This is a genomic window from Streptomyces curacoi (assembly GCF_001513975.1).
Taxonomy (GTDB): Bacteria; Actinomycetota; Actinomycetes; order Streptomycetales; family Streptomycetaceae; genus Streptomyces; species Streptomyces curacoi.
Genome location: NZ_KQ947988.1, coordinates 735,621 through 753,607, shown reverse-complemented (window position 1 = coordinate 753,607; position 17,987 = coordinate 735,621). Strand labels below are relative to the sequence as shown.

Annotated in this window: 14 protein-coding genes; 8 read left to right on the top strand and 6 right to left on the bottom strand. The window is 72.1% G+C overall.

All coding sequences use genetic code 11. The features are described from left to right. Positions 1–275 precede the first annotated feature (275 nt). Genes AQI70_RS20175 through AQI70_RS20160 form a run of 4 tightly spaced genes read left to right on the top strand, consistent with a single transcriptional unit; the run spans position 276 to position 5,444 of the window. A complete protein-coding gene (locus AQI70_RS20175; RefSeq protein WP_062151857.1) occupies positions 276–1,046 on the top strand; it encodes a redox-sensing transcriptional repressor Rex in 771 nt (256 codons plus the stop codon). After that, a complete protein-coding gene (locus AQI70_RS20170; RefSeq protein WP_062151854.1) occupies positions 1,043–2,788 on the top strand; it encodes a glutamyl-tRNA reductase in 1,746 nt (581 codons plus the stop codon). The genes AQI70_RS20175 and AQI70_RS20170 overlap by 4 nt, the downstream gene beginning before the upstream one ends. After that, the gene (hemC, locus tag AQI70_RS20165; protein ID WP_003999025.1) at positions 2,785–3,744 is read left to right on the top strand and encodes a hydroxymethylbilane synthase; all 960 of its coding nucleotides are present in this window, start codon (positions 2,785–2,787) and stop codon (positions 3,742–3,744) included. Before AQI70_RS20170 ends, hemC begins: the two co-directional genes overlap by 4 nt. Then, the gene (locus tag AQI70_RS20160) at positions 3,741–5,444 is read left to right on the top strand and encodes a bifunctional uroporphyrinogen-III C-methyltransferase/uroporphyrinogen-III synthase (protein ID WP_062151851.1); all 1,704 of its coding nucleotides are present in this window, start codon (positions 3,741–3,743) and stop codon (positions 5,442–5,444) included. Before hemC ends, AQI70_RS20160 begins: the two co-directional genes overlap by 4 nt. A gap of 203 nt (positions 5,445–5,647) precedes the next feature. Here the strand turns inward: AQI70_RS20160 and AQI70_RS40680 are convergent, their stop codons facing one another. Then, positions 5,648–7,042, bottom strand: coding sequence for an FAD-binding oxidoreductase (locus AQI70_RS40680; RefSeq protein WP_062152039.1), 1,395 nt, complete (start codon positions 7,040–7,042; stop codon positions 5,648–5,650). Between the two features lie 218 nt (positions 7,043–7,260). Between AQI70_RS40680 and hemB the strand changes: the two genes are divergently transcribed. Next, the gene (gene hemB / locus AQI70_RS20150; RefSeq protein WP_062151848.1) at positions 7,261–8,259 is read left to right on the top strand and encodes a porphobilinogen synthase; all 999 of its coding nucleotides are present in this window, start codon (positions 7,261–7,263) and stop codon (positions 8,257–8,259) included. 31 nt (positions 8,260–8,290) lie between these two features. Here hemB and AQI70_RS38615 read toward each other — a convergent pair whose 3' ends face one another. Beyond that, the gene (locus AQI70_RS38615) at positions 8,291–8,542 is read right to left on the bottom strand and encodes a hypothetical protein (protein WP_107117032.1); all 252 of its coding nucleotides are present in this window, start codon (positions 8,540–8,542) and stop codon (positions 8,291–8,293) included. A gap of 358 nt (positions 8,543–8,900) precedes the next feature. Between AQI70_RS38615 and AQI70_RS20145 the strand changes: the two genes are divergently transcribed. Further along, positions 8,901–10,109 carry an aminotransferase-like domain-containing protein gene (locus tag AQI70_RS20145; protein WP_062151845.1) on the top strand — a complete coding sequence of 403 codons (1,209 nt, stop codon included), beginning with the start codon at positions 8,901–8,903 and terminating at the stop codon, positions 10,107–10,109. Between the two features lie 66 nt (positions 10,110–10,175). Here AQI70_RS20145 and AQI70_RS20140 read toward each other — a convergent pair whose 3' ends face one another. Both AQI70_RS20140 and AQI70_RS20135 read right to left on the bottom strand, forming a co-directional pair. Beyond that, positions 10,176–11,057: a helix-turn-helix domain-containing protein gene (locus AQI70_RS20140; protein WP_062151842.1), complete on the bottom strand. Its 882-nt coding sequence runs from the start codon at positions 11,055–11,057 to the stop codon at positions 10,176–10,178. Continuing rightward, positions 11,054–11,860: a peptidoglycan-binding protein gene (locus tag AQI70_RS20135; protein WP_062151839.1), complete on the bottom strand. Its 807-nt coding sequence runs from the start codon at positions 11,858–11,860 to the stop codon at positions 11,054–11,056. The genes AQI70_RS20140 and AQI70_RS20135 overlap by 4 nt, the downstream gene beginning before the upstream one ends. Positions 11,861–12,179: 319 nt before the next feature. On the opposite strand from AQI70_RS20135, the gene AQI70_RS20130 reads away from it, so the two are divergent. After that, entirely contained in the window at positions 12,180–12,647 is a 468-nt protein-coding gene (locus tag AQI70_RS20130; protein ID WP_062151837.1) for a peptidoglycan-binding domain-containing protein, read from the top strand. A gap of 87 nt (positions 12,648–12,734) precedes the next feature. Here the strand turns inward: AQI70_RS20130 and argS are convergent, their stop codons facing one another. Next, positions 12,735–14,498, bottom strand: coding sequence for an arginine--tRNA ligase (argS, locus tag AQI70_RS20125; protein ID WP_062151834.1), 1,764 nt, complete (start codon positions 14,496–14,498; stop codon positions 12,735–12,737). 186 nt (positions 14,499–14,684) lie between these two features. Here argS and lysS point away from each other — a divergent pair, with 186 nt between their 5' ends. Then, positions 14,685–16,427 carry a lysine--tRNA ligase gene (gene lysS / locus AQI70_RS20120; protein ID WP_062151832.1) on the top strand — a complete coding sequence of 581 codons (1,743 nt, stop codon included), beginning with the start codon at positions 14,685–14,687 and terminating at the stop codon, positions 16,425–16,427. Between the two features lie 55 nt (positions 16,428–16,482). Here the strand turns inward: lysS and AQI70_RS20115 are convergent, their stop codons facing one another. After that, a complete protein-coding gene (locus AQI70_RS20115) occupies positions 16,483–17,796 on the bottom strand; it encodes a DUF2637 domain-containing protein (protein ID WP_062151829.1) in 1,314 nt (437 codons plus the stop codon). Between the last annotated feature and the right edge of the window lie 191 nt (positions 17,797–17,987).

Sequence of the window (17,987 nt, the reverse complement as noted above, 5' to 3'; positions counted from 1 at the left end):
TCGTCGGGAAACTGGCTTAGGATCGACGGCGACTTGGTCTCGGGGGCGGGGATCGTTGAGGAGAGTGTGCGGTTTTGCCCCCAGGAGCAGAGGAACGGTGGTGCGTATGCGCCGGTTCCATACCCGTGCGCCAGGCGCGCGTGAGCCCGGTCACGTTGGGCGGGCAAATCGGACACCATCTTTGTGCACGCGTTCACAAAGACATAGCCTGCTTTCGACGGGGCGGTCTGGGTACGTGTGACCGCCTGCAGCCCCGCTCTACCCGCAGGAGCACCGTGGCAACTGGCCGAACACACCGACCGGCGACCCGTAGCCGAGGGATTCCCGAGGCCACCGTCGCCCGGCTTCCGCTGTACCTCCGAGCCCTCACGGCGCTGTCGGAGCGCTCGGTGCCCACGGTCTCCTCAGAGGAGCTCGCGGCCGCCGCGGGGGTCAACTCCGCGAAGCTGCGCAAGGACTTCTCCTACCTCGGGTCGTACGGCACCCGGGGCGTCGGCTACGACGTCGAGTATCTCGTCTATCAGATCTCCCGTGAGCTGGGGCTCACCCAGGACTGGCCGGTTGTCATCGTCGGTATCGGCAACCTCGGTGCCGCGCTCGCCAACTACGGCGGGTTCGCCTCCCGTGGCTTCCGGGTCGCGGCCCTCATCGACGCCGACGCGGCCATGGCCGGAAAGCCCGTCGCCGGCATTCCCGTGCAGCACACCGACGACCTTGAGAAGATCATCAAGGACAACGGGGTCTCCATCGGTGTCATCGCCACCCCGGCGGGTGCCGCCCAGCAGGTCTGCGACCGGCTCGTGGCCGCCGGGGTCACCTCCATCCTGAACTTCGCGCCGACCGTGCTGTCCGTCCCCGACGGCGTCGACGTGCGCAAGGTCGACCTCTCCATCGAACTGCAGATCCTCGCCTTCCACGAGCAGCGCAAGGCCGGCGAGGAGGCCGCCTCCGACGGTGCCGGACCGGCCGCCGTCACCCGCGAGGAGTCCGCCCGATCCGCCGACCAGGGGCCCGACGGGGACGTACCCGCCGTGATGCCGGCATGAGTCTCCTCGTCGTAGGGCTGAGCCACCGCAGCGCCCCGGTCAGCGTGCTGGAGCGCGCGGCGCTGAGCGCGGACGCCCAGATCAAGCTGCTGCAGGACACGGTCGCCGCCGAGCCGGCCGCCGAGGCCGCCGTGCTGGCCACCTGCAACCGCATCGAGCTGTACGCCGACGTGGACAAGTTCCACGCCGGTGTCGCCGAGCTGTCCACGCTGCTCGCCCAGCACAGCGGGGTGGGGCTGGAGGAGCTCACTCCCTATCTCTACGTCCACTACGAGGACCGGGCCGTCCACCACCTGTTCTCGGTGGCCTGCGGGCTCGACTCGATGGTCGTGGGTGAGGGACAGATCCTCGGGCAGATCAAGGACTCCCTGGCCAAGGCGCAGGAGCTGCACAGCGCCGGGCGGCTGCTGAACGATCTGTTCCAGCAGGCCCTGCGGGTCGGCAAGCGCGCCCACTCCGAGACCGGCATCGACCGCGCCGGACAGTCCCTGGTCACCTTCGGCTTGGAGCAGCTGGCCGTCGGGACGGACGCCCCGGCCTGGGCCCACGGAAAGAAGGCCCTGGTCATCGGCGCCGGGTCGATGTCCTCCCTGGCCGCCGCCACGCTCGCGCGGGCCGGTGTCGCCGAGATCGTCGTCGCCAACCGCACCTTCGACCGCGCCGAGCGCCTCGCCCAGATCCTGGCCGAAGCCGATGAGACGGACGTGTCCGCCCGCGCGGTACCGATGGAGTCGGTGCCGGTCGAGCTGACACGTGCCGATGTCGTCGTCTCCTGCACCGGAGCGACCGGGCTCGTCCTCACGGCCGAGGAGGTCGCGGCGGCGGTCGAGGGCCGTACCGGCCGCCCGGCCGCCCTCGGGGAGGCGGCGGGCAGCGGCCGTACGACGGCCCAGGCCCCGGCCGACAGGACGCGAGCCGACGCCACCGACGTACGGCAGACCCCGCTGCCGCCCACCAGCGTCGGCACCGAGGACAACTGCCCGCTGGACCTGACCGCCGTGCAGGGAGGCTTCTCCGTCATGGGGGAGGCCGCCGTCGCCGGTATGGACGCGGCCACGCTGGAGCAGCACGCGGCCTGGGCGGCGGGCAGTGCCGTCGACCGCCGGGAGGCCGCCCGGCGCAGCCCCGACGCCGACGCCGAGCTGATCACCGCGCTGGCCGCGACCGTGGCCACGGTGGGCCGTATCCCGGAGCGCCGCAAGCCCGAGCCGGCCGTCGAGACGCCCCGGCCCGCGCCGGTGCTCTCCCTGCTCGACCTGGCCATGCCGCGGGACATCGACGCGGCCGTGCACCGGCTGGCCGGGGTGCGGCTGGTGGACATCGAGTCGCTGGCGGAAGCTTCCGCCGACGCCCCGATGGCGGCCGACGTCGACCAGGTCCGCCGTATCGTCTCCGACGAGGTCGCGGCCTTCGGGGCGGCGCAGCGGGCCGCGCACATCACGCCGACCGTCGTCGCGCTGCGCACGATGGCCGCCGATGTCGTGGCGAGCGAGATCGCCCGGCTGGAGGGCCGCCTGCCGGGCCTCGACGACAAGCACCGCAGCGAGATCACGCAGACCGTGCGGCGTGTGGTCGACAAGCTGCTGCACGCGCCGACCGTCCGGGTCAAGCAGCTCGCGGCCGAGCCCGGCGGCGCCGGGTACGCGGACGCGCTGCGCACCCTGTTCGACCTCGACCAGGAGACGGTGGCCTCCGTCTCCCGGGCCGAGGACAGCACCGAGAAGAACCGAGGCCCACGATGACTCAGCAGCCACTACGGCTCGGCACCCGGCGCAGCAAGCTCGCCATGTCCCAGTCCGGGCAGGTCGCGGAGGCGGTGCGCCAGGTGACCGGGCGGCCCGTCGAGCTCGTCGAGATCACCACGTACGGCGATGTCTCCCGTGAGGCCCTCGCGCAGATCGGCGGCACGGGTGTGTTCGTGACCGCCCTGCGGGACGCGCTGATCCGGGGCGAGGTCGACTTCGCGGTGCACTCCCTGAAGGACCTGCCCACCACGCAGCCCGCGGAACTGGTCCTGGCGGCCGTTCCCCAGCGTGAGGACCCGCGCGATGTGATCGTCGCGCGGGACGCGCTGAAGTTCACCGACCTGCCGCGCGGGGCGCGCATCGGCACGGGTTCGCCGCGCCGGATGGCGCAGCTGAACGCGTACGCGCGCAGCCACGGGCTGGACATCGAGACCGTGCCGATCCGCGGGAACGTCGATACGCGGATCGGGTACGTGCGCGATGGCGAGCTGGATGCGGTGGTGCTGGCCGCGGCCGGGCTGAACCGCATCGGCCGCATCGACGAAGTGACCGACTTCCTGTCGGTCGACACCGTTTTGCCCGCCCCCGGCCAGGGGGCCCTGGCGATCGAGTGCACCGCGGACAACGCGGACCTGATCGCCGCGCTCGGAGAGCTCGACGACCCGTTCACGCGGGTCGCCGTGACTGCCGAGCGGTCACTGCTCGCCGCCCTGGAGGCCGGTTGCAGCGCCCCTGTGGGCGCGTTGGCCGACCTGTTGGCCGACGGGCAGATTGTCAAGGAAATGCGCCTGCGCGGCGTCGTCGGCACGACCGACGGCACCCGCACGGTGCAGCTGTCCACCACCGGTCCCGTGCCCGAGACGCACGACCAAGCGCTGGCGCTCGGTCGCGAACTCGCCACCGAGATGCTTGCCCAGGGCGCGGCCGGTCTGATGGGGGAGCGAGCACATTGAGCCCCACCACCCTTTCCGCCGGCCTCGAACACGGGCACGTCACCTTCCTCGGTGCCGGACCCGGAGATCCGGGACTGCTGACCCTGCGCGCCGTCGAGGCGCTGGCGAACGCGGACGTCCTCGTCGCCGAGCACGAGGTGCTCGACGTCGTACGGACGCACGCGCGGCCCGGCGTCGCGGTCGTGAACACGGAAGCCGGTCCTTCGCCGGACTCGCTTCCGGGCACGGGCGCGCCGCACCCGACGCTCGTTGACAGCACGTCAAAAAGCGCTGGGCTACCCGCGGTGCGGGATGCCGCACATCTTGTCATGGAGGCCGCGCGGGGCGGCAGGCGGGTCGTGCGTGCGGTGTCCGGGGACCCCGGGCTCGACGCGTACGCCGCCGAGGAGATGCTGGCGTGCGCCGCGGCGGGTGTGCCGTTCGAGGTCGTGCCGGGTGTGGCCGCGGCCGTGGGCGTGCCCGCGTATGCCGGGGTGCCGCTGCGGGACGCGCAGGGCACGGACGTGCGGTTCGTGGACGCGCGGACGGCTTCGGACCGCTGCTGGACCGAGGTCGGCGCGTCGGACGGGACCGTGGTCGTGTCGACGACGCTGGACTCCGTCGCCGCGGCCGCCGGTGAGCTGGTGTCCGCGGGCCGTAAGCCCGACACACCGCTGACGGTCACGGTCGCCGGTACGACCACCCGGCAGCGGACGTGGACCGCGACCCTGGGGACCATCGCCCAGACCCTGAAGCAGGCCAAGGTGCTGCCGTCGCCGGAGGGCGGCCGGCCGGTGATAGCCGTGGTCGGTGAGCGTTCCGCCCCTGCCCAGCGTGATCAGCTGGCGTGGTTCGAGTCCAAGCCGTTGTTCGGCTGGAAGGTGCTCGTGCCGCGGACCAAGGAGCAGGCGGCCTCGCTCTCCGACCAACTGCGGTCCTACGGTGCCGTGCCGCACGAGGTGCCGACGATCGCCGTGGAGCCGCCGCGCACACCGCAGCAGATGGAGCGGGCGGTCAAGGGCCTGGTGACGGGCCGCTACGAGTGGATCGCCTTCACCTCGGTGAACGCCGTCAAGGCGGTGCGGGAGAAGTTCGAGGAGTACGGGCTCGACGCCCGGGCCTTCGCGGGGATCAAGGTCGCCGCGGTGGGGGAGCAGACGGCGAAGGCGCTGATCGCGTTCGGTGTGAAGCCGGACCTGGTGCCGAGCGGGGAGCAGTCGGCGGCGGGTCTGCTGGAGGACTGGCCGCCCTACGACCCGGTGTTCGACCCCATCGACCGGGTGTTCCTGCCGCGGGCCGACATCGCCACGGAGACGCTGGTCGCCGGGCTGATCGAGCTCGGGTGGGAGGTCGACGACGTCACCGCCTACCGGACCGTGCGGGCGTCGCCGCCGCCGGCGGAGACGCGGGAGGCGATCAAGGGCGGTGGCTTCGACGCCGTGCTCTTCACGTCGTCGTCCACCGTGCGCAACCTGGTGGGTATCGCGGGCAAGCCGCACAACGTGACCGTGATCGCGTGCATCGGTCCCGCGACCGCCAAGACCGCCGAGGAGCACGGTCTGCGGGTGGACGTCATGGCGCCGGAGCCGTCCGTGCTCAAGCTGGCGGAGGCGCTGGCCGACTTCGGGCTGCGGCGGAGAGCCGCGGCTCTGGAGGCGGGGGATCCGGTTACTCGGCCGAGTGAGCGCAGGCCGGGGGCTCGGCGGCGTCGGGCGACCTGAGCACTGCCTGAGCGCGATGTGACGCGTGATCTGATGCGCGATCTGATGTGAAAGAGGGCCCGGCCCCCGGTGATCCGGGGCCGGGCCCTCTTTTTTCCTTCTCTCAGCCGGCAGGCGCCGACGACCAGGCCGGCCAGGAGGGCGCCGCCGAGGGAGTAGCGGACGCCGTTGTCCGGGGCGCCGGACGATCCAAACGACAGGGCCTAGGCGCCCAGGGGCACGGTGTGGCCGAAGCGGAGGAGGTTGGCCGGGTCGTAGGTCGACTTGTCGTGGCGCAGGCGGTCGTAGACCTCCGGGGTCCAGGCTCGGGCGCGGTCGGACTCGTCGCCCGGGGTGCCGTGGACGTTGACCATGGTGCGGCCCGTGCTGTAGGGGGCCATGGCCCGGTGCAGGGACGCCGTGGCCCGCTCTATGGCCTCGGCGGCCGGCGGGGCGGCCAGGACGCCCACTGTTTCGAGGAAGTAGTTGGCGTCCCGGGCGCAGATGGCGTCCTCCAGGCGGGCGGGGCGGGACAGGGCGCCGCCCAGGTGGCGGATCTCCACCAGCAGCAGGGGGCAGTCGGGGACCTCGGGGCCGACCTCGTCCAGGAACGCGCGGACGGCGTCGGGCGGCAGGTCGCGCATCAGGGCGCACGACTCGCGGCCCGGGAGCGGGTCCTGCGGCTCCATGTGGATGCGGTCCAGGGCCGCATACGGCATCTCCTCCACCGTGTCGACCGCCACCGGTGCCGCCGACCGGATCGGGGCCAGCAGGCGCTCTCCCTCGGCCGGGTCCCCGGGCCAGGCGATCGCGACGCGGGCCCAGAAGCCGCCGCGCAGGGGTTCGGGGATCTCCGGGATGGGCGGCAGCCGCAGCACGGTGAAGGCGCTGCACATCTCGTCCGGCACCGTCCGGGTCCAGTCGGCCCAGGCACGCAGCAGGGCCTCGGTGTGCTCGCCGGGGCAGTACACGCCGCCGCCGAGGATCGTGGACAGCGGGAGCAGCTCGCAGACCATGGACGTCACCACGCCCACGTTGCCCTTGCCGCCGCGCAGCGCCCAGAACAGCTCCGGCTCGTGTTCGGCGTCCGTCTCGCGCAGCGTCCCGTCGGGCGTGACCACCTGGAAGGAACGGACCAGGTCGGCCGCGTAGCCGTAGGCCCGCCCCAGGACGGGGAGTCCGCCGCCCAGCGTGTAGCCGACCGCGCCCCCGTCCGTGGACGTACCGGCGAGCGCGGCGAGGCCGTGCGGTGCCGCCGCGTCCAGGACATGCCGCCATCTCGCGCCGGCCGCGATGGTCGCGAGGCGTTCCTGCGGGCTGATCCGTACGTCGGTCATACGGGTCGTGCTGATCAGCAGGCCGTGGTCGATGGGGAAGTTCGCGCCGTGGCCGGTCGACTGGACCGCGACCGGGGTGCCGGTGGCCGACGCCCAGCGCAGGGCGGTCACGATGTCGTCGACGCCCGTCGCGCCCACCACCACGTCGGGGGTGTGCAAGGCGGCCAGGTTGAAGCCGGTGACCTCGTCGGCGTAGCCGTCCGCGCCGGGGCGCAGGACCGGGCCGTGGATCTCGGAGAGGGCGAAGAGGTCGGGGGTGTTGAGGTGATGGCTGGCGGTCATCGCGTCCTCCGCGGTGCGGGTACGGAGGGACGGCGGCGGCGAGGCGGGGAGGGCGGGGCCGTCGGGGTCCTTGCTCGGGGGATGTGGCGGGCGTTTCGGGCCCTTCACACCAGGATGGACCGGGCGGGTGGGGGTGTCATGCGGGCCACCGCGGCCGTACGGCCGTCCCGACGCCTCGTCGGCAAAGGTGCTGCCGGGGCGGGCGTAGCGTAGGTGGCATGACGACGTACGGATCCTTCCCCGGCACACGGCCGCGGCGTCTGCGGACCAGCCCCGCCATGCGGCGCATGGTCGCCGAGACCAGGCTGCACCCCGCCGACTTCATCCTCCCGGCCTTCGTGCGCGAGGGCGTCAGCGAGCCGGTGCCGATCGCCGCCATGCCGGGCGTGGTCCAGCACACGCGGGACAGCCTGAAGAAGGCGGCGCTGGAGGCCGTGCAGGCCGGTGTCTCCGGGATCATGCTCTTCGGGGTGCCCGAGGAGTCGAAGAAGGACGCCCTCGGCACGCCGGGGACCGATCCGGACGGGATCCTGCAGGTCGCCATCCGCGACGTGCGGGCCGAGGTCGGGGACGACCTGCTCGTCATGTCCGACCTGTGCCTCGACGAGACCGTCGACCACGGGCACTGCGGGGTGCTGGACGCGGAAGGGCGCGTCGACAACGACGCGACGCTGGAGCGGTACGCCGAGATGGCGCAGGTGCAGGCCGACGCCGGCGCCCATGTCGTGGGGCCCAGCGGGATGATGGACGGGCAGATCGGGGTCATCCGGGACGCGCTCGACCAGATCGGCCGGGAGGACGTCGCCATCCTCGCCTACACCGCCAAGTACGCCTCCGCCTTCTACGGGCCCTTCCGGGAGGCCGTGGCCTCGTCGTTGCAGGGCGACCGGAAGACCTACCAGCAGGACCCCGCCAACTTCCGGGAGTCCATGCGCGAGCTGGCCCTCGACCTGGAGGAGGGCGCCGACATGGTGATGGTCAAGCCGGCCGGGCCCTACCTCGACATTCTGGCGCGGGTCGCCGACGCGGTGGACGTGCCGGTCGCGGCCTACCAGATCTCCGGCGAGTACTCGATGGTCGAGGCCGCCGCCGAGAAGGGCTGGATCGACCGGGACCGGGCGATCCTGGAGACCCTGACGGGCATCAAGCGGGCCGGTGCGCGCAACATCCTCACCTACTGGGCGACGGAGGCGGCGCAGAAGCTGGGCCGGCAGTAACGCCCGCAGTAACGGGCGTACGAGGTCCCGGTCACGGTCGTTCGGACGCCGGTGGTGTGGCGGGGGCCGTGGCGGTGGGGCTGGTCGGTGTGGACGGGCCCTCGTCGCGCAGGCCCTTGCCGTCCTCGCAGGCGGTGAGGGTGAGCGTGGCGACCGCCACCAGCGTGGCGGCGAGCAACGCGGGCGCCGGCCGCAGACCGCTGACAGTCCCGCGCCTTTTCGGGGCGCTGCCGCGCGGCGGAGTCTGCCCGACCTGCTCAGTGGGGTGTGCGGACGCGGACATGGTGCGGCCCTCTCCGTGTGTGGGGGTTCGAGGTCGGGCCTCAGCCTGCGCGATCATCCGTCCCGGCCGCCACCTTCGACCGCGAATTCGGGACGCCCGAGCGATGGGACGACCGCTGACCTGCGGGGACGCCGTCCCCCGAAGGTTCGCTGTGGGACGCCGGCCGCGGTGAACTCCGGCGTCGGGCACCCTCAAAGTCGCCTCGGGAGCCAGGTCGTTGACCTCGGCATCGGGACGGGCGCGGCAAGGCCCGGCGGCCGGTCCGTATCGCGAAAAGCTGCTTGTAGACGGCACGTAGTTCTCTAGGCTGCCCGGCACGAGCCGTCGCGCTCGTCGCCGCAGTCGAAGGAGCCGTGTCATGACCGTCATCGAGCCCGCGCCCCACCACGCCCGAGCCGCCGTGCCCCCGCTGGCGGCGCGGACCAGGTCGGTCGGCGGCTCACCGGTACGGGACATCCTGGCCGTCACCGCCCGCCCCGAGGTCATCAACTTCGCGGGCGGGCTGCCGGCACCGGAGCTGTTCGACCGGGAGGGGATCGCCGCCGCCTTCCGCGACGTACTCGCCGAGACGCCGGCGCAGGCGCTGCAGTACTCCGTCACGGAGGGCGAGCCGGGTCTGCGCAGGGGGCTCGCCGCACGCATGGCGGCGCACGGCCTCGCGACGGACGCCGACGACCTCCTCGTCACCACCGGCTCCCAGCAGGGCCTGTCGCTCCTGGCCACCGCGCTGCTGGAGCCCGGCGACACGGTCCTCGTCGAAGACCCCTGCTATCTGGCGGCACTTCAGGCCTTCGGCCTCGCGGGAGCACGGGTCGTGGCCGTGCCGGGCGACGCGGACGGCGTGGATCCGCAGGCGCTGGAGGACCTGGTGGCACGGGAGCGGCCGAAGCTCCTCTACACCGTGCCCACCTTCCAGAACCCGACCGGCAGAACCCTGCCCGCCGAGCGCAGGGCGGCCGTCGCGCGGGTCGCCGCCCGGACCGGCGTGTGGATCGTCGAGGACGACCCGTACGGCGAACTCCGGTACGAGGGCGAACGCGTGCCCTGGATCGCCTCGTACCCCGGCGCGGAGGACCGTACGGCGCTGCTCGGCTCCTTCTCCAAGGTGATGGCACCGGGGATCCGGCTGGGCTGGCTGCGCGCGCCGGCTGCCCTGCGCCGCGCCTGCGTGGTCGCCAAACAGGCCGCCGACCTGCACACCCCGACCGTCAACCAGCTCGCCGCCGCCCGCTACCTGACCGGCCTCGACGCACACGTGGCCCGCGTCAGGGACGTCTACCGCGAACGCCGCGACGCCATGCTGGCGGGCCTGCCCGCGGCCCTTCCGCAGGGCTCGGCCTGGAACCGCCCCGAGGGCGGCATGTTCCTCTGGGCCCGCCTGCCGAAGGCGTACGACACGACGGCCCTGCTCCCGAAGGTGGTCCGGCACGACGTGGCCTACGTCCCCGGCGCCCCCTTCTACGCCGGTGAACCCGACCACTCGACCCTGCGCCTGTGCTTCGTGACGCAGACGCCCGAGGAGACCGGGGAGGGGCTCAGCAGGCTGGCGGAGGGACTGCGGGGGTGAGACCGGCCGGCGGAGGGACTGAGGGGGTGAGACCGGCCGGCGGCGCTGCATCGTGGGAGGGGGGGCTCACCTGGTCACCCTGCCGTCGAAGCACTCCTCCCCCTTGTCGCCCGCCGCGGGCCGGAAGCAGGCCCGTACGACGGTTCCGGGGGGCGCCGCGGTCATGGGGGTGTAGACGTAGGCCTCCGCGTCCACGTCGTCGTGGACCTTCGCGCTGCGGACGCGGCCGGCACGGCCGTCCGCCGTCATTTCGATCCGGTCGCCGACGCGCGTCCCCCACATCCGGGCCCAGCTCGTCCCGCACTCCTTGCTGTAACGCAGCTCCATCCAGGCACCGGAGGCGGTGCGGTGGGTGGCCAGGGTCGCGGGGGCGGCGGCGCACTTCATGTGCATCGGGCTCTTCCCCTCGCAGACCGCTCCCCGGCAGCCCGGACCGGTCGCCGACGCGGGCGGGGACAGCGACGACCGCGGTTCGCCGTCCCGGTGCGGCAGCAGCAGGGCCACCGCCGCCACGCCCCCGACGACCACGGCACACACCGACGCGAGCACCGCCACGACCGTCGCACCGCGGTGAACGGCACCCTCGTCCGGGGCGCTGCCGTCGGGCGCGGCCTCCTGCGGCGACGGTGACGGAGGAGGCGGAGGCGGAGGAGGGGGTGCGAGCGGGGCCGGGGCCGGGGAGCGCGGTCCCTCCTTCGCCCGCCCGCTCCACTGCGCCTCCGCGATCTCCCACAGGGCCAGACAGCGCCCCTCCGGCTCTCCGGCGAGGCGGCACAGCTCCTGCACCGCGTCGCGCGGTGGGAGCGTCCGGCCGCCCAGGTAGCGGTCCCAGGACGACTTGCTGAACGCGGTCTTCGCCGCGAGGCCGGCCAGGCTCAGCCCGGTGCGCCCCTTCAACTCCCGTAGCGTGGCCGCCAGTCGGGCCCGTTCCGGCGACGGCGCCGTCATCGCCGTAGGGCCTTCCAGGTGTGCGGTCCGATGACGCCGTCCACGACCAGCCCCGCCCGCTGCTGCGCCTGCCTGACCGCGCGTTCCGTCATCGGACCGAAGATGCCGTCGATGCCGCCCGGCGAGATGCCCGCCCGGCGCAGCAGACACTGTGCCTCGGCCACCTCCGGTCCCGCGTGGCCGTTGGCCAGGACGGCGTCCTGGGTGCGGCTGATGCCCGCGAACCAGCGGTCGTCGATCCGCTCGACACGGCAGGTGTACGCGGGCGCCGACCGTGGGGCCGACGCGGATGCCGAGGTGGCGGACGCGGCGACGGAAGCCGCCGGCCGGCCTGCCTCGCCGTCGCTCAGCCGTACGACGAGGAGGGCCGCCGTGGAGACGGCCAGCACCAGCGCCACGGCCCCGGCCACCAGCGCGACATGCGGCGGACGCCGGGGCGACCGCGTCCGGGGGGCGGCCTCGGCGCAGAGCATCTCCGGTTCCGCCGACGCCACTTGTGCCGCGGGCGCCCGCGCCTCGGCCGCGTCCGCCCGCCTGTTCCCCCACGCCTCCGCGGCCACCTCGTGCAGCGCCAGCAACCGGGTCGGATCCTCACCCCCGATCCGGGCCAGTGCCTCGACGGCCTCCCGGGGCGGCAGCGACCGGCCCCCCAGATACCGCTCCCACGACTTCGCGCTGTACCCCGTCCGCGCCGCCAGCTGACGCAGGCTCAGCCCGCTGTGATCCTTCAGGCGGCGCAGCCGCACCACCAACTGACGCACGCGCGGATCCAGTTCCGCGGGCAGCACTGCCCAACGCGACATGTTCCCCCCACTCGCGTTCATGGTCCGGGCGGGTGGTCCGTGGTCGGCGGTCCCCGCGCCCCGTCGCATTCTGCATCAGCATCCACGGACTCAAGCGGAAGCCGGTTCCCGCACCGGTACGGAATCGGCCAACGCCCGCCCCGGGCGTCCCGCCGTGACGTCCCGGCAGAGGGTGTTCTCGCAGGTCAGTGGGTGGGACGTCCCGCGATGACGTCACTTCCGCGGCAATCGTGGCGGGCGGTGCCGCCCGCACCGCAGTCTCGTTGCCGAGCCGGTCGGCACGGCCGGTTCAACCATGGCACGCATCGGAGGGGAAACAATGCGAGCTCTGACGAAGACAGTCGTCAGCGTCACCGCGGCCGTCGGGATCGCCGCCGGGAGCCTGGCGGTCGGGGGCACCGCCTTCGCGGACTCCGCACAGACCACGAAGCCGGCGGTGAGCGCCCAGGACATCTCCGTCCTCGCGGTGAACAACCTCGGCCTGAGCAGCCAGCAGGCCAAGAACACCCAGTGCTTCCTCCGGACGGCGCCCGCCCGCTACACCGGCGCCATCGACGGACTGCTGGGCACCAACAGCTGGAAGGCGATGCAGCGCTGGCTCGCGGAGTACTGGGACTACAACGACGACATCGACGGAATCGTCGGCCGCAACACGATCATGGCGCTCCAGCGGATGCTGAGGCACGGCTGGGACTACAACGACGACATCGACGGGATCGCCGGAACGAACACCAAGGCCGCCTTCAAGCGGTTCGCCAACGAGATGAGCGTCTTCTACCCCTGCTGAGCCGGACCGTCGCCCGGTGAGCCGAAGACCGCGGCCCGTCCTTCCACGGGGGAAGGACGGGCCGCACTCGTTCGTCCCGCAAGCGCCTCAGAGCCGCTCGGGCGTCCGGATGCCCAGCAGGGCCATGCCCTGGTGCAGGGTCCGCGCCGTCACCTCGCACAGGAACAGACGGTTCTCCACCTGCTCGGGCGTCTCGGCCTTCAGCACCGGGCACTTGTCGTAGAACGACGTGTACAGCGACGCCAGCTGATACAGGTACGCCGCCATCTTGTGCGGGGCGTACTCCGTCGCCGCCTCGGCCACCGCCTCCGCGAACGCGTCCACGTGCAGACCCAGGGCCCGCTCCGCCGCGTGCAGCTCCAGCTCCGGGTGCGCGGCCGGGCGTACGTCGCCGGCCTTGCGCAGGATCGACCGGATACGGGCGTACGCGTACTGGAGGTAGACCGACGTGTCGCCGTTCAGCGACACCATCTGGTCCAGGTCGAACTTGTAGTCCCGGTTCGCCGACGTCGACAGGTCCGCGTACTTCACCGCGCCGATGCCGACCTGGGCACCCCGCTCGGCGATCTCCTCCTCGGACAGGTCCTGCGCCTTCTCCCGTACGACGGCGGAGGCGCGGTCGATCGCCTCGTCCAGCAGGTCCACCAGCCGCACGGTCTCGCCCTCACGGGTCTTGAACGGCTTGCCGTCCTTGCCGAGGACCGTGCCGAAGGCCAGCTGGACCGCCTTCACGTCGTCGTTGAGCCAGCCGGCCCGCCGCGCGGTCTCGAAGACCATCCGGAAGTGCAGCGACTGACGGGCGTCGACCACGTACAGCAGGGTGTTCGCCTTCAGGTTGAAGACGCGGTCCCGGATCGCCGACAGGTCGGTCGCCGCATAGCCGTAGCCGCCGTCCGACTTCTGCACGATCAGCGGGACCGGGTTGCCGTCCGGGCCCTTGATGTCGTCGAAGAAGACACAGAGGGCGCCCTCGGAGCGGACCGCGACGCCCGACTCCTCCAGCAGGCGGCAGGTCTCCGCGAGCATGTCGTTGTAGCCGGACTCGCCGACGATGTCGGGGTCGCGGATCTCCATGTCCAGCTTCTCGAAGACGGAGAAGAAGTAGATCTTCGACTCGTCCACGAACTTCTGCCACATGGCGAGGGTGTGCGGATCGCCCGCCTGCAGGTCGACCACCCGGCGCCGGGCCCGCGTCTTGAACTCCTCGTCGGAGTCGAACAGCTTGCGCGCGGCCTTGTAGAGGCGGTCGAGATTCGACATCGCCTCCTCGCCGGAGACCTCGGACTCCTTGTGGTCCAGCTCGTGCGGGTGCTCGTCCAGGTACTGGATGAGCATGCCGAACTGGGTGCCCCAGTCGCCGATGTGGTGCCGGCGCACGACCGTCTCGCCGGTGAACTCCAGGAGCTGGACCACCGAGTCGCCGATCACCGCGGAGCGCAGGTGGCCGACGTGCATCTCCTTCGCCACGTTCGGCTGGGCGTAGTCGATCACGGTGGTGCCGGGGGTCTCGGCCTGCGGGACGCCCAGGCGGCCGTCCGTGTCCGCGGCCCGCGCGGCGAGGTTCTCGGTGATCGCCCGGTCGGTGACCGTGATGTTCAGGAAGCCGGGTCCGGAGACCTCGATGTCCTTGATCACATCGCCGGTGACCACCTGGGAGACGACCTGCGTCGCCAGCTCGCGGGGGTTCGCCTTGGCCTTCTTCGCGAGCGCCAGGATGCCGTTGGCCTGGAAGTCCGCCCGGTCGCTACGTCGCAGCAGCGGGTCCGAGTCGGCGGCCTCCGGCAGGGCAGCCGAGAGGGCGGACGCGAGGCGCTGGTTGACGTGAGCGGTGAGGGACGTGACCGAGGCCATAGGAATGGGTGCCGTTCTCCTCGTGGGGATGGATAGACCCGGTCAGTATCCCATGGGGGGTAAAGCGGTTTTTGCGGAGAGCTCGGGGTGCGGCTCTGAAAAGGCGTTTTCGCCGTTGCCGTCGGAGCTGGGACAATGGGGGCGCCAGCCGTTGACCGTACCGGCTGCCTCAGGAGAAAGAAGGACGTGCCGATCGTGGCTCAGAGCACCGAGACCACCGACTGGGTCTCCCGTTTCGCGGATGAGGTCATCGAGGAGTCGGAGCGTCGGGCCCCGGGCAAACCGGTCGTCGTCGCGTCCGGACTCTCCCCCTCCGGGCCCATCCACCTCGGCAACCTGCGCGAGGTCATGACACCGCACCTCGTCGCCGACGAGATCCGGCGGCGCGGCCACCAGGTCCGGCATCTGATCTCCTGGGACGACTACGACCGCTACCGCAAGGTGCCGGCCGGCGTCGCCGGGGTCGACGAGACCTGGGCCGAGCACATCGGCAAGCCGCTGACCTCGGTGCCCGCGCCGAAGGGCTCCGCGTACCCGAACTGGGCCGAGCACTTCAAGGCGGCGATGATCGAGTCGCTCGCCGAGCTGGGCGTGGAGTTCGACGGGATCAGCCAGACCGCGCAGTACACCTCGGGCGTGTACCGGGAGCAGATCCTGCACGCCATGAAGCACCGGCACGAGATCGACGCCGTTCTCGCGCAGTACCGCACCAAGCCGAAGGCCGGCGCCAAGAAGTCGCAGAAGCCCGTCGACGAGGCCGAGCTGGAGGCCGCCGAGGGCTCCGGCGCGGCGAGCGAGGACGACGGCAGCTACGGCTCCGCCGGGTACTTCCCGTACAAGCCCTACTGCGGCAACTGCGAGAAGGACCTCACCACCGTCACCTCGTACATCGACGACACCACCGAGCTGTCGTACACCTGCAACGCGTGCGGCTTCGCCGAGACCGTCCGGCTGGGCGAGTTCAACCGCGGCAAGCTGGTCTGGAAGGTCGACTGGCCCATGCGGTGGGCGTACGAGGGCGTCGTCTTCGAGCCCAGCGGTGTCGACCACTCGTCGCCGGGGTCCAGCTTCCAGGTGGGCGGGCAGATCGTCGGGATCTTCGGCGGCAAGCAGCCCATCGGGCCCATGTACGCCTTCGTCGGCATCAGCGGCATGGCCAAGATGTCGTCCTCGCGCGGTGGCGTGCCCACCCCGGCCGACGCGCTGAAGATCATGGAGCCGCAGCTCCTGCGCTGGCTGTACGCCCGCCGCAAGCCCAACCAGTCCTTCAAGATCGCCTTCGACCAGGAGATCCAGCGGCTCTACGACGAGTGGGACAAGCTGGACGCCAAGGTCGCCGACGGGTCGGCTCTTCCCGCCGACGTCGCCGCGCACTCCCGTGCCGTGCGGACGGCCGGCGGTGAGCTGCCGCGCACATCCCGGCCGCTGCCGTACCGGACGCTCGCCTCCGTCGCCGACATCACCGCCGGGCACCAGGACCAGGCGCTGCGGATCCTGTCCGAGCTGGACCCGGAGAACCCGCTGGGGGCGCTGGACGAGGCGCGTCCCCGGTACGACAAGGCCGAGGCGTGGATCAACACGCACGTGCCCGCCGACCAGCGGACCATCGTGCGCGACGAGCCCGACGCCGAGCTGCTGAAGTCCCTGGACGAGGCGTCCCAGCAGTCGCTGCGGCTGCTCCTCGACGGGCTGGAGTCGCACTGGTCGCTGGACGGGCTGACCCACCTCGTGTACGGCGTGCCCAAGGTGCAGGCCGGGTTCTCCGCGGACGCCACGCCCAAGGAGCTGCCCGCCGAGATCAAGACCGCCCAGCGGTCCTTCTTCGCGCTGCTGTACCACCTGCTGGTGGGGCGCGACACCGGGCCGCGCCTGCCCACGCTGCTGCTGGCGGTGGGGCAGGACCGGGTGCGGCGCCTGCTGGGCGAGTAGGCGCAACCGAGCCGTAAGAGAAGGGGGCCCTCCGGTGGAGGGCCCCTTCTTCATGTCAGGCGATGTGGTCCTCTTCCAGTTCCGCCGAGTGGCGCTTCTGGAAGCGTTCCACGAGGGTCTTCAGCGCGCCGGGGCTCAGCGACGTGCCGTACGTCGCCTGGATGTTGTCGCCGAGGACGCGGGGCGTGGGGTAGCTGCCGTCGATCGACTGACGGAAGACCTGGTAGTACTCCTCCTCCGTCGGCTCCGGGGGCTCCGGGGGGCCGCCGCCCTCACCGAGCCGGCGGGTGCGGTTGCCGGTCACCGGGATGGGGAAGGTGCCGGTCTCCTCCGGAGCGGGTTCCTGAGCGGGGGGCTCCTGATCGTACTGGTCCTGGTACTGCTCGGCCCGGAGCTGCTCCTGGTACCAGTCCTCGTAGTGTTCCTGGGGGTCGTACGAGGGGTTGTAGCCGCCGTGGTACTCGACCTGCTGCGGGTGGCGGGCGTGGAGCCAGGGGCTGTCGTCCGGCTGGGGCGCCTCGTCGGGCTGCCCGGCGCCGGGGTCGCCGTACAGCTCGCGGCGCTGCTCGGCGGGAGGTGCCGCGCGCTGCGGGACGGGCGTCGCCCAGGCGGCTCGACTGCCCGCGGCTACGGGGGCCGCATCAGCCGCCTCGGCCGGCGGCGCCGTGTCCAGTGCCTGCTTCGGTGCCGGAGGCAGCAGGGCCGGCTCTATCCCCGCCGCCGCCAGACCCGCCGGAGCGGTCTGCGCCAGGGGAACGCCGTAGCGCGCCAGACGCAGCGGCATCAGCGACTCCACCGGCGCCTTCCTGCGCCACGCACGGCCGAAGCGGGAACGCAGGCGGGCCTGGTACACCAGCCGCTCCTGCTCCAGCTTGATGACCTGCTCGTACGAGCGCAGCTCCCACAGCTTCATCCGGCGCCACAGCAGGAACGTGGGCAGCGGGGAGAGGAGCCAGCGGGTCAGGCGGACGCCCTCCATGTGCTTGTCGGCCGTGATGTCCGCGATCCGGCCGATCGCGTGGCGGGCCGCCTCCACCGCCACCACGAACAGGACCGGGATCACCGCGTGCATGCCCACACCCAGCGGGTCCGGCCAGGCCGCGGCGCCGTTGAAGGCGATCGTCGCCGCCGTCAGCAGCCAGGCCGTCTGACGCAGCAGCGGGAACGGGATACGGATCCACGTCAGCAGCAGATCCAGGGCCAGCAGTACGCAGATACCCGCGTCGATGCCGATCGGGAAGACGTAACTGAAGTTCCCGAAGCCCTTCTTGACGGCCAGCTCGCGGACGGCCGCGTACGAACCGGCGAAGCCGATGCCGGCGATGATCACGGCGCCGAACACGACCACGCCGATGAGAACGCGGTGCATCCGAGTCAGCTGCGGTGGCCCGGCCACTCGTACTCCCCTCCCCTTGCCTGTTGTTGCGCGCAACAGGGTGGCACATCCGTGCGGCGAACGGATTGCCGGTGTGGTCCGAGCCCGGTCCCCGAGGGGAGCCGGGCTCGGTCAGAGAGGGGGCCTGAGCTGCGAGTTGTGACTCAGCGGCGAGGCAGGTGTGA